Source organism: Aminobacter aganoensis (assembly GCF_014206975.1).
Lineage (GTDB): Bacteria > Pseudomonadota > Alphaproteobacteria > Rhizobiales > Rhizobiaceae > Aminobacter > Aminobacter aganoensis.
Genome location: NZ_JACHOU010000004.1, coordinates 264,115 through 278,407, shown reverse-complemented (window position 1 = coordinate 278,407; position 14,293 = coordinate 264,115). Strand labels below are relative to the sequence as shown.

Genomic DNA, 14,293 nt, shown 5'->3' with positions numbered 1-14,293 from the left:
CTGCAATGCCAGATCCGAGACTTCGCCCCGTCAACGGCGGCACGGCACACTCGCTCGTGTCGCTGCGCGGGATCGCCAAACATTTTCCAGGCGTCATCGCCAATGCGGATGTCGACCTCGACATCCGTGCCGGCGAGATTCACGCGCTTCTGGGTGAGAACGGCGCCGGCAAGTCGACCTTGATGAACATCCTGACCGGCATCTACCAGGCCGATGCCGGGGAGATCGCCATCGATGGAAAGCCCGTTCGTTTCGGTTCTCCCCTTGATGCTATCGCGGCAGGCATCGGCATGGTTCACCAGCACTTCAAGCTGGTCCAAGCCTTTACCGTCGCCGAAAATATCCATCTCGGATGGGGGGAAACGCCACGGCTGGCGTCGGCCAGGCAACTGGAAGCGAGAACGGCCGCGATCGCAGAAAAGTTCAATCTTGCCGTCAGACCGGACGCCCGCATCCACGCGCTGTCGGCCGGCGAGCAGCAGCGCGTCGAGATCCTGCGCGTGCTGGCGCGGGACGCGCGCGTCCTGATCCTCGACGAGCCGACAGCCGTGCTGACGCCATCCGAGGCACGGGAACTGTTCAAGGCGCTCGACGCCTTCCGCAAATCCGGCAACGCCGTCATCTTCATCAGCCACAAGCTTCATGAAGTCCTGGAGATTTCAGACCGGGTGACGGTTCTTCGCGGCGGCCGCAAGGTGGCGACGCACGAGACGAAAGACTGCGACCACCGCATGCTCGCCGGACTGATGGTCGGGCGCGAAATCGTGCTGGGCAACTACCGCGACCGGTCGGCAGAACCGGGGAACGATGCCCGCCCCACGGTCCTGGAACTCAGGAATGTCTGCGCCGACGACCAGCGCGGCCTGCCAGCGCTCCGGAACATCGATCTCGCCATCCGGGCCGGTGAAATACTGGGCATTGCAGGTGTTGCGGGCAATGGCCAGCGTGAACTGAGCCAGGTCATCACCGGCATCCGGCCGCTTGTTTCCGGCGAAATCCTGGTCGGTGGAAAGGCGGTAAGCCACCAGGACGCGGCAGCCTTCGCAGCATTCGGCATCGGCCACATCCCGGAGGACCGCTTGCGTAGCGGCTTGGCACCTTCGCTCTCGATCGACGACAATGTGGTGATCCGGGAATACAAGACCGATGCGGTCTCGCGCGGTCCGTTCTTCGACCCGCGGGCCGCCAACCGGCTGGCGCGGACCATCGCCGCGGACGCCGAGGTGGCGATTCCCGATTTCGGCATGCCGGTGCGGAACCTCTCGGGTGGCAACCAGCAGCGCCTCGTCGCCCGGCGCGAAATCCGCATCGCGCGGAAAGTCCTGGTCGCTGCCTACCCAAGCCGTGGCCTGGATATCGGCGCCATCAACACCATGCTTCGCTATTTCGTCGAACTTCGAAACCAGGGCGTGGCCGTCGTCCTGATTTCGGAAGACCTCGAAGAATTGCTCAGTCTCTCGGACCGCATCGCGGTTCTCTACGAAGGCCGGATCATGTCAGTTTTTGATGCCGAAAGCGCCGATATGGAGACCATAGGTCTCCTGATGGGCGGGCAGACGGCGGCTGCGCCCGCAACCAGCGGCGCGAGGTCGTGATGTCCTGGCGTCTGCAGCGCTTTCCTTCGCCGAAGCCTTCCGTTGCTCTTGCGGTCCGCGCCGTGGCGATCCTGCTTGCCCTCGTCGTCGGCGGCCTCGTTGTCGCCGTCTCCGGGCTCAACCCGTTCGCCCTCGGCAACCAGGTCATGAAGTCGACATTCGGCTCGAGCTTCGGGCTGGAGGATCTCGGCCTTCTGGCGACACCGCTCATCCTGACCGGGCTTGCGGTCATGATCACCCGGCGCATCGGGTTGTGGAACATCGGTGCCGAAGGCCAGTTCTATGCAGGTGCGCTGGCAGCCGCCGCGATCGGCCTTTTTGTCGAAGGCCCGGCCTGGCTGATGCTGCCGGCGATGTTCCTGGCGGGCGTCGCCGGCGGCATGGCATGGATCACCATCCCGACGCTTGCCCGTGCCTTTGTCGGCGTCAACGAACTCATTACCACGCTGCTGCTGAATTTCGTGGCGACCCTGCTCGTCTACTATTTCGCCACCGGACCATGGCGCGACCGGGGTGCTGGAACGCTCGGCTCCACGCCGCGCATTCGCTACGAGATGCCCGAACTCTGGGGCATGGTTCACTGGGGCTTTGCCATTGCGGTGGTGCTGACGGTTCTGGCGGCGGCGGTGCTGTCCTTCACCCGCTGGGGTTACGAGGTGCGGATCAGCGGCGCCAATCCCGAAAATGCGCTCTATGCCGGCATCCCCGTGCGGCGGCGCATCATCGCGGTGATGCTGTTGTCGGGCGCAGTCGCGGGCGTTGCCGGAATGCTGGAAGTGGCCGGCACGGTGCACCGGCTGCAGGGCGGCATCTCCAACAATTTCGGCTATCTCGGCATCATCGTTGCGGTGCTGGCACGCACCTCGTGTCTTGGCGTCTTTGCCGCCGCGGCACTGATGGCCTTCATCCTCAACGCCGGCATCATCCTGCAAACGCAGGGACTTACCACCAGCGCGATCGTGGCGCTGACCGGCCTGGTGTTGCTGTTCACCGCCATCGGCGACGAGTTTGCGCATTATCGCCTCGTCCGCGCCGATCGAGCCACCGCATAGGATGCCGCCATGGATATCATAACCGGGTTGCTGACGACCGCCGTGCTTGCCGGAGGCGTCCTGGCACTGGCAGCACTGGGCGAGGTCATCTGCCAGCGCGTCGGGGTGGTCAATCTGGGCGTCGAGGGCCTGATGGCACTCGGCGCGGTGACGGCAATCGCCGTCACCATCAGCGTGCCGAACCCGTCGGTCGGCTTTGCCGCAGCACTCTTGGTCGGGCTTTGCTTCGGCATGGTGTTTGCCATGGCGACGGTGCTCTTCCGCGCCAACCAGGTCCTGTGCGGCCTCGCCCTGACGCTGATGGGGACGGGACTTGCCGCCACCGTCGGCAGGGCGTTTTCCGGAATGCCGGCCAAGGCGACCTTCCAGCCGGTGATCGTGCCCTATCTGAGCGACATTCCCATTCTTGGACCGGCCTTCTTCTCCCAGAACATCCTCGTCTACCTGACCTTCATCATCCTGCCGGTCGCCATACACTACCTGATGTTCAAGACACGCCACGGCCTCAACATGCGCGCGGTCGGAGAGAACCCGGGTGCTGCCGACGCGGCCGGCATACCGGTCCTGGCGATGCGCTTCTGGTACGTGTCCCTGGGTGCGGCGCTGGCGGCGGGGGCCGGCGCGTATCTCACACTTGCCTTTGTCCCATCATGGTCGGACGGGATTGTCGCCGGACGCGGCTGGATCGCCGTCGCGCTGGTCATCTTTGCCCGCTACAGGCCGATGAATGTGGTGATGGCGGCGCTGCTGTTCGGGTTGATCACGGCACTTGGCTATGTCGGGCAGGCACGCAACTGGCCGGTCGCCCCTGCCCTTCTCGGCATGCTGCCCTATCTCGGGACACTGTGCTTCATCATCGTTCCCGTCATCGTCCTGCGTCGCATGAGGCAGTTGCCGGCGGCGCCTGCAGCGCTCGGCCTACCCTATTTCCGCGATGTGCGCTGAACATCTGAAATTCTGAAAACCGGATCCCGTAACGGATCGCGTAGGAGGATACGCATGACCATCGATATCGCCATCATCAACGGCACCGTGATGCCCATGGGCGGCACTGTGCCGATCGAGCGCGGAGCGATCACCATCGCCGGCGGCAAGATCCTGGCCGTCGGCCCGCAGGAAACCATCGACGTCAGCGGCGCTGCAAAGGTCATCGACGCCTCCAACTGCGTGGTCATGCCGGGATTCTGCGACAGCCACACGCATATTGCCTCGAACCTGCTCCTGCGCGGTCTCCTGGAGGACGTCAGGCTGTTCGAATGGCTCTCCACCATGTGGCAGCTCAAACGCAATTTCGATCCCGAGACGCTGTACTGGGCGAGCCTGAACGGTCTCGTCGAAATGGTGAAGTCGGGCGTCACTTCCTTTAACGAGCATTTCGATGCCTATGCGGTGGAGCCGCAGATCGAGGCGCTCAAGAAAATCCCACTTCGCTCCACCCTTGGCTACGGCTTTGCCGACCGCGGCGTCTATGCATCGATCACCGACTGGTCGTGGAAGACGCTGCACAGCTTCGGCGATCTCGTCGCCAAGCACCACAAATCGCAAAACGGATTGCTGCATGTCGGACTGTCGCCGCATGCCACATATTCCTGCGGGCCGGAAATGTTCCGCCTGTCGCGCGAGGTCGCCGACGCGCACAATGTGCCGATCCACATTCACCTCGCCGAAGCGCCCCAGGAGACGGTCTATGTCGCCGAAACCTACGGCACATCGGCGGTACGGTGGCTTCATTCGCTCGAGTTCCTGAAGTCCGATGTGACCGCCGCCCACTGCACGCAGCTCGACGAAGATGATGTGAAGATACTGGCGGCGACCAAGACGAAGATCGCCCATTGCCCGTGCTGCAACGCCAAGGTGACTTCCGGTACGCTGCCGCTCAAATGCGTGCGCGAGCACGGCGTCACGGTCGGCCTGGCCACAGACGGGCCAGCCAGCCACAACACCCTCGACATGTTCCAGGAAATGAAGTTCGCCGGCCTCATCCACAAGGACAAGACAGCCGACCCGGAATTCCTGAAGACGACCGAAATCCTGGAAATGGCAACCTCCGAGGGCGCCAAGGCGATGAACCGGCCCGAGACCGGCAAGCTTGCCCCCGGCATGGCCGCCGATGTCATCGTCGTCGACCTCGACAAGGCGCACACGCAGCCGGTCTATGACACCGCAGCGGCACTGGTCTATTCGAGCCGTGCCGATGACGTGCTGCATACCATCGTCGCCGGGCGCCTGCTGATGGAGAACCGCCTCGTCGCCGGCATCGACGAGGCGGAAATCAGGGCCAACTTCCGCAGCAAGGCCCATGCGCTCCGCAAGCGCAGCCTAGGCTAGTCGGCTCTGCTGCCACTACGGCGCCCGTAGTGACAGGCCTGGTCATTCCACAGACACCGAAAGCAATCCGGAAGCACTCGACGCTGTTGCGTCGAGTGCCAGCGATGCGCCCATGATCGACGTCGAAGCGAGCGCGTCAGTACCTCTGCTGGATCGTGCTGGTGACAACGGGATCCAGGTCCCGGTCACCGTTGGCGGACAGCGCCACCAACACACCCAGGCTGATGGCAATGGGCGCAAAGAGCAGCGCGACATTTGCCAAGCACTTTACTGGTCCCCACCGGTCGGAGGTGATTTTCCGTTCGTCATCCATGGGGCAATCCTGAGTCGGCTGTTTCACTGCCGTCGGTAGCCGCCCCATTTGGCGCGATTAAGCCCCATCCACCGCGTCTTCAGGGCATGGTTAAGGATGCGTGAAGTGCTCCAGGAGCGTTGCCTCACCGCTCCATCTTGCGACGCTCACATCCGACTTTTGCCTTCGTGGAGTTAGCGGGATGAACATTTCGGGTGACTGCTTCAACAGCCGCTAGGCTCTAAAGGCGCTTGCGCATACAGTCTCAAGCTCCACTATGGAGCTCCCACGAATACGCCGGAGCGATATCTGCAAGTGAAATGCGCGAACTGGTGCCTGCCATGAAAGCCACGATCGTCCTCCTTGCCTGCCTGGCCCTGTCCTCATGCGGCATGGCAAAAGCCGCAAGGCAAACAGGCCAGACCTTCGACACGTACGGGTGTCTGGCGCGGGACTTCAAAGGCCAGCCCTCGTGCGACGCCGCGGAGAGCGCAACACCCAAGCCATGACCGGACCGGTGGCCGAGCCACCAGCGCAGCAGTGTTCTATTTCACGGCGCGGCGCCTGGTTGTCTTGCCCGCGCCGGCGCCGGTCGAGGCGTTCTTCAGCCCGGCCTCGATAAGCTCTCCCGTGCGGCGATAGTGTTCGGCAAGGAGCCGGACCGCGCCCTCGCCGTCCCGCTGCAAGGCAGCCTTCATGAGCGCCGAGTGCTCTTCCAGCAGGTTGCGCGGGCGTGCGCGCAACTCGTCCGACAGCACCGGCCGGCGATACCGCTCCGTCCTGGTGTAGAGCTGCGCTGCGATGTCGAGCAGTGCCGGCGAGCCACATGCCGAGATCAGCGCGTGGTGGAATCCCTGATGCCGATCCTCCAGGGCCTGGTCGAAGGTGCCCTCGGCTTGCGGCGCCTGCAATTCGTGCCTGGCAACGGCCTTGCCAAAGGCATGAAAGGAGGCGACCACCCGCGCCTCCCAGTCGTCGGTGCCCAGGCTGACGGCCCGCCGCAATGCCTCCGATTCGACCAGGATGCGGATGCCGATCACATCCCACATCTCGTCCAGCGACACGCCCGCGACGCGAAATCCACGCAGTGAAGCCAGTTCGGCGAGCCGGTCGCTGCTCAGGCGCGTCAGCGCCTCGCGCAAGGGAGAAAAGCTGAGGCCATAACGGTCGCGTAGCACAGCAAGACGCAGCGGCTCGCCGGCCGGGAAAACGCCATTGAGAATGTCGTCGCGGATCAGCCGGTAGGCGCGGTCGGCAAGCGACCCTTCGGATTCGGCGAACTCTGGCTCGGGCACTGGGCTCTGTCTCGAATGGCGATGCAAATGGCGACCCGGTCACAATCTACCGGCTCAAATATTTTATGCAATGTACAATATTTTATAAAATCTGTTGACGCCGGCTGATGGCCATCTAAGTTGCGGACGAACGAAATCGGGACGGAGGCGCCAGCATCGGCGGTCGCCTCGTCACCATCAGACAGAGGTGAAAACATGCGTTTGGTTACCTATCGCAGCAGCGTCACTGCGGCGGCGCGTCTCGGCGCGCTGGTCAACGACCTGGTCGTCGACCTGCAGGCGCTCGCGGCCTATTACGACCTGGAACTGCCAAGCGACATGCTGGAATTCATCGATCTCGGGCCGGCGGCGCTCGATACGGCGCGCAAGATCATCGAGGATTCGACCGATGACTGGCCGGTCGGCACGGTCTTCTACGCTGCCAACGTCAAGCTGCTGGCACCGATCCCGCGGCCGCGCAAGAACATCTTCGGCATCGGCCTGAACTATGTCGAGCACATCACCGAGTCGGCCCACATGCTCGAAAACGCGGCAAATCTGCCGAACGAGCCGGTCATCTTCTCCAAGCCGCCGACCACGGTCTGCGGCCCCGGCGACGCCATCGAGCACAACGCCAAGCTCACCCAGCAACTCGACTGGGAAGTCGAACTCGCCGTGGTCATCGGCCAGCGCGCCAAGCGCGTGTCGGAAGAAGACGCGCTTGGGCACGTCTTCGGCTACAGCGTCATGATCGACGTGTCGGCCCGCGACTGCCGCCGCGCCGGCCAATGGATCGTCTCCAAGGGCCAGGATACCTACGCCCCGTTCGGCCCGTGCATCGTCACCGCCGACGAGATCGCCAACCCACACGCCCTCGACCTTTGGCTCACCGTCAACGGCGTGACCAAGCAGAAGTCGAACACGCAGCACATGCTGTTCAAGGTGCCCTACCTGATCTCGGACATCAGCCAGGGCATCGCGCTCGAGCCCGGCGACATCATCGCCACCGGCACCCCGGAAGGCGTTGGCGCGGGTCGCACGCCCAAGGAATGGCTGTGGCCAGGCGATGTCGTCGAAGCAGGCGTCGATGGCATCGGGCGCCTGCGTTGCCCGGTCGTCGCCGTCTAGACTGTACCGATGAGAGCCGCCTTGCCGCGCGAGGCGGCTCTCGTACCTTCTCAAATTGAGCCGGCACGAGCCCGCAGCTTCAAAGTGCCAACGGCAACCGTTGTCGTGCGACGCAGAGAAGTCAGGGATCTGGTGGTGATGACGCGATCAGCCGCGTCGCCGCGCTTGTTGCGCACCGCGCTACGGAACCTGCTTGAAGCCGCGCCGCCGGTTAGGGTTTGGCCGCCTGTAACCGCTTCCTGAGATCGAGAAGATCGAGCGTGCAGGCGCCGTTCCGGATCGCATCGCGCAGTGTCGCTTCCTTGGCCTCGCGGTCGCGGGCAGCAGAAATCGCGCCGGCGATGTCCGCCCGGCGCACGACAACGACGCCATCCTCGTCGCCCAGGATGGCGTCTCCCGGCCCCACTTGCTCTCCGGCAAGGCTGATCGGCCGGCCGATGCTGCCCAGGCGATTTTTGGTCGTGCCCTTGATGCACAGGCCTCGCGCAAATACCGGGAAATTCATCTGCCTGATGGTCGTGGCATCGCGGACGCAGCCGTCGATGACCAGGCCACGGATGCCCCTGGCGAAGCATGCCTCTGCAAGCAGGTCGCCGAAAGGACCATCGTCGAGCGCACCCTGGTGATCCACGACCAGCACATCGCCGGGACGCGCCACGGCGATGGCAGCGTGGATCATCAGGTTGTCGCCGGCCGGGCAATGCACGGTCAGGGCGGAGCCACAGACGCGCATTGCCGGATCGAGCGGTTTCAGAGCGCCGGACACCGCACCGCGCTGCCCGTTCGCCTCGTGGATCGTCGCCGACGAAAATGTGGCGAGTTCTTCCAGGAGGGCTGGAACGGGCCGTTCGAAATCAGCATCCATGTTCGCGCCCCTCGTCAGGTTTTCTAAGCCGCAACCGTGCCGATGCGGATCGTCAGCGGCTCGAGCCCGGCAATGGTGCCGACCAGTTCGTCGCCGGGGCCGACCGGGCCGACGCCATGGGGCGTGCCGGTCAGGATAACGTCGCCGGCGTGCAGTTCGAAATAGGTCGACAGGTTGGCGATGATTTCCGGAACCTTCCAGATCAGCAGGCTGATGTCGGAATCCTGCCTTGCCTCGCCATTGACGGTGAGCTTGATGTTGCCCGACGACACGTGACCGACCTTTTCGACCGGCGTGATCGGGCCGCAGGGGCACGACTGGTCGAACGACTTGGCGATCTCCCACGGCCTGCCGCTGCCCTGGATGTCGCGCCGCGTCATGTCCAGACTGACGCAATAGCCGTAGACATGATCGAGTGCGTCGGACTCGGCGATGTTGTAGCCGCCCGACTTCAACACGACCGCCAGTTCCATCTCATGATGGAAGTCCTTGGTCATGGTGGCGTAGTGGATCGTCGCTCCATCCTGGACGATCGCGTCAGTCGGTTTCTGGAAGAAAATCGGCGGATCGCGATCCTCGTTGCCGCCCATCTCGCGCACGTGGGCAACGTAGTTGCGCCCGACGCAATAGATGCGACGAACCGGAAACCGCTCCGCCTTGCCCACGACCGGCAGCGATACCTGCTGCGGCGCCTCGACTACGTACCCATTGGCCATGTTGGCTCCTCCCTGTTTGAACGATCTGACATAGAGCACACAAACGTATCTCACGCAGCAAAAAATGTATGATTTTTTTCCATCTGAATTTTCATGCATTCAAAATTCGGGCCAGCGCCAGACGATGCCATTGCGGACACATTCCGCGTATCTGGTGGAATCCGGCGGCAATCCCCTCAAAATGAGACATTTTTCTACATAACGGACCCGGGAGCGCCTCTCGCGCGTCAAACAAAAGCTCGCCCACCTCGCGGCTTTCGCGCGCGTCAGCGCATCATAGCAATATGTTTTTGACAGCTATTGCGAAAAATGTAGATTGTTTGAAGGCGTTGTTGACGGAACAAATCTGCGCAGCCGCCACGGGAGGAACAGCTTATGAAAATGGGTCCGGAACTACACCGCAGCGCCAGGGTGGCGCTGACTTTGGTTTTCGCCTCGATCGCCGGCGCAACCGGAAGCGCGTATGCCCAGGAGACTAAGGTCACGATCGTCGTGCCCAATCCCTCGGCCATCAATAATTTTCCGCTGCACGTCGCCATCGGAGAGGGCTACTTCAAGGAGCAGGGCCTCGACGTCACCGTGGAGGCGGTGAACGGCTCGGCTTCGGTGCTTCAGTCGATGGCGGCCGGACAGGCGCAGATCGGCAACCCGGGCCCCGGCCCGCTGCTCGGCGCGCGCGCCCGCGGCGAAGATGTCGTCTTCATCTACAACCAGTTCCCGAAGTCCATCTTCGGTCTCGTCGTCAAAGAGGACTCTGCGATCAAGACGCCCACCGACCTCAAGGGCACGACGGTCGGCGTCGGCACGGCCGATGGCGCCGAAGTCGGCTTCAGCCGCGCCATCCTTTCCAAGTCCGGCCTGGCAGAAGGCAATGACTACAAGTTCCTCGCCGTCGGCGACGGCGGCACTGCGGCTGCGGCGTTCCTGAACAACGAGGTCGAATCCTATGCGGCGGCCGTCAGCGACGCGGCGATCATCGGCGCACGCGGCATCCCGTTGCGCGAGATAACGCCTGAGGAATTCCTCTCCTTCTTCGGCAATGGCTGGGCCGTGACGCGCAGCTATCTCGACGGCAATCCAAAGGTCATCGAAGGCTTCGGCAAGGCGCTGGTCAAGGCAACCAAGTTCGGCCTGGATCCCGCCAACAAGGACGCCGTGCTCGCCCATGCCGCAGTCGGCAATCCGCAGGAAGCCGAGGATCCGAAGTTTGCGGCAGCCCTTCTGACCGCCATCCAGGATCGCGTCACGCCGCTCGACGTCTCCACCGGCTACGGCTACCAGCCGCCGGAGCACTGGAAGATGTGGCATGAAAGCCAGGTGGCGACGGGCGCCCTGTCCAAGCCCCTGGACGACCTGAACGCAGCCTACACGAACGAGTTCGTGAAAGCCTGGAACGAATGAACGCACTTCAGCGATCCGCATTCGATGGGGCCGGCCTGGCAGGCCGGCCCGTATACGAGCTCAGGGGCGTCGCCAAAAGCTATGCGCGGCGCTCGATCCACGCGCTCGACCGGGTCGACCTGACCTTGACCGAGGGGAGCTTTTCCTCGGTCATCGGCCCCTCCGGCTGCGGCAAGTCCACGCTGCTCAAGATCATGGCCGGCGTGTTGCCGCCAACCGAGGGTAGCGTCTATCTCGAGGGCACGCCGGTCACCGGCACGCGCCGGGACATCGGCATGATGTTCCAGCAGGCGACATTGTTTCCGTGGCGCACGACGCTCGAAAACATCGTCCTGCCGATCGAGATCCGCGACGGCAAGAAGGCAGCGCGGGCCATGCACGACGAGGCGCGGGCCCTGCTCGATCTGGTCGGGCTGAAGGGCTTCGATTCCGTGCGGCCCAACGAACTGTCCGGCGGCATGGCACAGCGCGCGGCGATCTGCCGGATGCTGATCACCAAGCCTGCAGTGCTGCTGCTCGACGAGCCGTTCAGCGCGCTCGACGAACTGTCGCGCGACTTCATGAACATGGAGTTGCAGCGCATCTGCATGGAACGCAACGCCACCGCGTTCCTGGTCACCCACTCCATTCCAGAAGCGGTGATCCTGTCCGACACCGTCTATGTCATGTCGCCACGGCCCGGCAACTTCGTCGAGGCCATCAACATCGACCTGCCGCGGCCAAGAACGCTCGACATGATGACCGATCCGAAATTTGGCGAGTATGTGCGCCGCATTCGCGCTCGGCTCGACAAGGGAGCATTCCTGTAATGACCGTAATCGACAACACGGATCAGCGCCCGGAAACAATCTGGAGCGAGCATGTCTCCTTCATGGACCGGATTCCCCGTTCGATCGCCATGGGCGGACTGCTGGTCGGCTTCGTCGCCCTGTGGCAGTTGATCTATGCGATCGGGGTCGTCTCTCCGATCATCCTTCCAGGCCCATGGGAAACCGGTGCCGACATCGCCTTCGTCGGCAAGAACCTGTTCACCGGCGGCTACATGCTGACGGCGCTGTGGATTACCATCAAGGAGGTGATCTTCGGTTTCGCCATTGCCATCACGATCGGCTTCCTGCTCGGTATTCTTGTCGGCGAGACGACGTTCGGCGAGCGTGCGGTGCTGCCCTACCTCGTCGCCATCGACACCATGCCCAAGGTTGCCTTCGCGCCGCTGTTTCTTGCCTGGCTCGGCTTCGGCATTGCCTCGAAAGTGGCGCTTGCCGCATTCATCGCAACGTTCCCGATCGTGGTCGGAACGGCAGCCGGGCTCTATGTGGCCGACGAAAACGCGCGCATGCTGTTCAAGACCATGGGTGCCAGCCGCTTCCAGACGCTGTTCAAGATGAAACTGCCGCTGGGCCTGCCGCAGATATTCACCGGGCTGAAGATCGCGGCCGTCGGCGTCATGGCCGGCGCCATCACCGGCGAGTTTCTCGGCGGCGGCAAGGGCTTTGGCGAACTCATCCGCGTCGCCTCGTCCCAGCTCAACACGCCAAGGGTGTTTTCGCTGATCATTTTCCTCAGCCTCCTGGGACTGACCCTGTTTTGGTCGGTGGTGTGGCTGGAGAAGAAGCTGGTTTTCTGGCACAAATCGAGCGTGAGCGGCGGCATCGGCACGTGAGGCTTGGCGATAGATTGGGCAACGCATGACACTGGTCGATCAGGCTCTAGCCGAGTCGAAAGCTGGCGAAGGAAGCCGTGCCGAAAAGGTGACGACGGCGACCTTCGTCTACCAGCACCTGCGCCGGGACATCCTCAAGGGTGAGCTCAAACCCGGCCAGAAGCTGCAGATCGACCAGGTCGCGGCACGCTATTCCGCCGGCACCAATCCGGTTCGCGAGGCGCTCAACCGGCTGTCGTCAGAACGCCTCGTCGATCGCCACGAGCAACGCGGTTTCTCGGTGCCGCAGCTGTCGCTCGACAGCCTGCGCGAACTGGTCAAGACGCGCTGCTGGCTTGAAGCGAAGGCGCTTGAGGAATCCATCGCCAACCGGACGCAGGCGTGGGAAGACAATGTCATCCTCACCTATCATCGCCTGTCGCGCACCAAGGTCCGGCTGCCCGAAGAAGGCGGCGACAATTCGGAATGGGAAATCAAGCATCGCGCCTTCCACAACGCGCTGATTGCGGCCTGCGGCTCCTCGCTGCTGATCAACTACTGCAACGAGATGATGGATCATGCCGAGCGCTACAGGTACATCTCGATGATCATCGCGACGACCCCGCGCCGGGATTCCAACGAAGAACATCGCCTGATCATGGAGGCGACCATCGACGGCAATGTCGAATTGGCGAAAGAGCAGCTGGTCAACCAGTACCAGACGACCCTACGGCTCCTGGAAGAACAGCTCGAAATCGTCGGGGCGGCGTGACCCGGTCTCGAACGGCGAGGTGGCTCCCCAGGCACTTTACGCGCCTCGCCCAAGGCCCTAATCCGACTGCAACATTACCCGGCAGCGGAAGGAAGAATCATGTCCGACGACGTCATCGTGAAAGACAGCAACGGCTCGCAGCTCAACGACGGCGACTCCGTGACCCTGATCAAGGATCTGAAGGTCAAGGGAACCTCGGAGACCATCAAGCGCGGCACGCTGGTCAAGAACATCCGCCTCAATGGGAACTCCGGCGAGGTCGAATGCAATACCAAGCAGGTGAAGGGACTGGTGCTGAAGACCGAGTTCCTGAAAAAGGCCTGACCCGCCTGCCCTACGCATCTGGCGCAACAGGCGCGTCAACGCGGTTTTAAGCTCTCGGGTCCAGACTCGGCGCATGGGTGGATTCGCGCTTCCGAAACTGAGATGGCTGGTGCTTGGAGCGCTTGCAGCGGGCGGCTGGGCGATGACCCAGGACATGCCCAGCAAGGCGCGGGTCGACGACCGTCCGGCAAGGGCAGCGAGCCGCCCCAAAAACCCTTCCACACCTCCTAGGGAAGCCGCTGCCGTCCGGCCCAAAGCGAATGTCGGTCCCCAGTCCGATGCCAACGTCGTGCGGCCAAAAGCAGAGGTCCCACGGCGCGAAGCGAAAAACCCGCCCAAGACGAGTCAGCAAAAGCTGGCCAGCGCCCAGGCATCGAAAGTCGAACGATCTGGCACCAAGCCCAGTACGCGGCTGCCGACGCCGCAATCCGACTCCGCCCTGCGGCCACCCGCCGACATCAAGACCGGCTCCATCTCGCGGGCACCGACGCCCATGCCACGCCCCAGGACCGCCTCCGCGGCGACCGCGAAATCCGTAGCGGCCAAACCAAAGGCAGAGGCAGCACCCCAGCTCAACGTACTTTACACCAGCACGACGGTCTATCTGCGCCGGCGCCCCAACATGTCGGCGCCCGTCACCTCCAGCCTGAAGCAGGGCGAAAGCGTCCGCGTCTTTGCCCGCGACGGCAAATGGACGCTCGTCTCTGCCTCCGGGCGCAAGGGCTGGGTCCACGGCGAGAATTTGCGGCCAGCCGATCCAGGCGCGCCACGGCCCAGGCAGCAACTGGCGCGGCCGGGAAAGACGGCCATACCGGGCTGACAAGGCAATTTTCGCTGCCGAAACGACGCATATCGCAGCGGTTTGGGCTTTGCGGGTTGAAACCAAACGCATCCGGTGCCAAAT

The 14,293-nt window shown here is 63.2% G+C and carries 15 protein-coding genes; 11 read left to right on the top strand and 4 right to left on the bottom strand.

What is annotated here, in order from left to right; all coding sequences use genetic code 11:
* Nucleotides 1-5: 5 nt before the first annotated feature.
* From GGR00_RS12195 to GGR00_RS12180, 4 genes are read left to right on the top strand one after another with little or no spacing between them, the layout of a single operon-like run.
* Complete coding sequence (locus GGR00_RS12195) at nt 6-1,595, top strand: ABC transporter ATP-binding protein (RefSeq protein ID WP_246441349.1); 1,590 nt, start codon at nt 6-8, stop codon at nt 1,593-1,595.
* Nucleotides 1,595-2,647, top strand: coding sequence for an ABC transporter permease (locus GGR00_RS12190; RefSeq protein WP_055970848.1), 1,053 nt, complete (start codon nt 1,595-1,597; stop codon nt 2,645-2,647). The genes GGR00_RS12195 and GGR00_RS12190 overlap by 1 nt, the downstream gene beginning before the upstream one ends.
* Before the next feature lie 9 nt (nt 2,648-2,656).
* On the top strand, nt 2,657-3,592 hold the full coding sequence (locus GGR00_RS12185) for an ABC transporter permease (RefSeq protein ID WP_184699554.1): 936 nt from the start codon (nt 2,657-2,659) through the stop codon (nt 3,590-3,592).
* A gap of 54 nt (nt 3,593-3,646) precedes the next feature.
* Nucleotides 3,647-4,975, top strand: a complete 1,329-nt coding sequence (locus GGR00_RS12180; RefSeq protein ID WP_246441347.1) for an amidohydrolase family protein — start codon at nt 3,647-3,649, stop codon at nt 4,973-4,975.
* A 136-nt stretch (nt 4,976-5,111) separates the two neighbouring features.
* On the opposite strand, the gene GGR00_RS12175 is transcribed toward GGR00_RS12180, so the two are convergent.
* Entirely contained in the window at nt 5,112-5,288 is a 177-nt protein-coding gene (locus GGR00_RS12175) for a hypothetical protein (protein WP_184699553.1), read from the bottom strand.
* A 524-nt stretch (nt 5,289-5,812) separates the two neighbouring features.
* Entirely contained in the window at nt 5,813-6,589 is a 777-nt protein-coding gene (locus GGR00_RS12170) for a GntR family transcriptional regulator (RefSeq protein ID WP_210314997.1), read from the bottom strand.
* 168 nt (nt 6,590-6,757) lie between these two features.
* On the opposite strand from GGR00_RS12170, the gene GGR00_RS12165 reads away from it, so the two are divergent.
* Nucleotides 6,758-7,669, top strand: a complete 912-nt coding sequence (locus GGR00_RS12165; protein WP_055970844.1) for a fumarylacetoacetate hydrolase family protein — start codon at nt 6,758-6,760, stop codon at nt 7,667-7,669.
* Between the two features lie 211 nt (nt 7,670-7,880).
* Here the strand turns inward: GGR00_RS12165 and GGR00_RS12160 are convergent, their stop codons facing one another.
* Nucleotides 7,881-8,534: a 4-carboxy-4-hydroxy-2-oxoadipate aldolase/oxaloacetate decarboxylase gene (locus GGR00_RS12160; protein WP_055970843.1), complete on the bottom strand. Its 654-nt coding sequence runs from the start codon at nt 8,532-8,534 to the stop codon at nt 7,881-7,883.
* A 23-nt stretch (nt 8,535-8,557) separates the two neighbouring features.
* Nucleotides 8,558-9,250 carry a fumarylacetoacetate hydrolase family protein gene (locus tag GGR00_RS12155; protein WP_184699552.1) on the bottom strand — a complete coding sequence of 231 codons (693 nt, stop codon included), beginning with the start codon at nt 9,248-9,250 and terminating at the stop codon, nt 8,558-8,560.
* 375 nt (nt 9,251-9,625) lie between these two features.
* On the opposite strand from GGR00_RS12155, the gene GGR00_RS12150 reads away from it, so the two are divergent.
* The 6 genes from GGR00_RS12150 (at nt 9,626) to GGR00_RS12125 (ending at nt 14,209) form a co-directional block, all read left to right on the top strand.
* A complete protein-coding gene (locus tag GGR00_RS12150; RefSeq protein ID WP_082496387.1) occupies nt 9,626-10,651 on the top strand; it encodes an ABC transporter substrate-binding protein in 1,026 nt (341 codons plus the stop codon).
* Entirely contained in the window at nt 10,648-11,460 is an 813-nt protein-coding gene (locus GGR00_RS12145) for an ABC transporter ATP-binding protein (RefSeq protein WP_055970837.1), read from the top strand. Before GGR00_RS12150 ends, GGR00_RS12145 begins: the two co-directional genes overlap by 4 nt.
* Nucleotides 11,460-12,314 (top strand): ABC transporter permease, encoded by an 855-nt coding sequence (locus tag GGR00_RS12140; RefSeq protein WP_184699551.1) that lies wholly within the window; start codon nt 11,460-11,462, stop codon nt 12,312-12,314. The genes GGR00_RS12145 and GGR00_RS12140 overlap by 1 nt, the downstream gene beginning before the upstream one ends.
* 25 nt (nt 12,315-12,339) lie before the next feature.
* Nucleotides 12,340-13,065, top strand: a complete 726-nt coding sequence (locus GGR00_RS12135; RefSeq protein WP_055970833.1) for a GntR family transcriptional regulator — start codon at nt 12,340-12,342, stop codon at nt 13,063-13,065.
* A gap of 99 nt (nt 13,066-13,164) precedes the next feature.
* Nucleotides 13,165-13,389, top strand: a complete 225-nt coding sequence (locus GGR00_RS12130; RefSeq protein ID WP_184699550.1) for an alkylphosphonate utilization protein — start codon at nt 13,165-13,167, stop codon at nt 13,387-13,389.
* A 73-nt stretch (nt 13,390-13,462) separates the two neighbouring features.
* Nucleotides 13,463-14,209, top strand: coding sequence for an SH3 domain-containing protein (locus GGR00_RS12125; protein WP_184699549.1), 747 nt, complete (start codon nt 13,463-13,465; stop codon nt 14,207-14,209).
* The last annotated feature ends 84 nt before the right edge of the window (nt 14,210-14,293 follow it).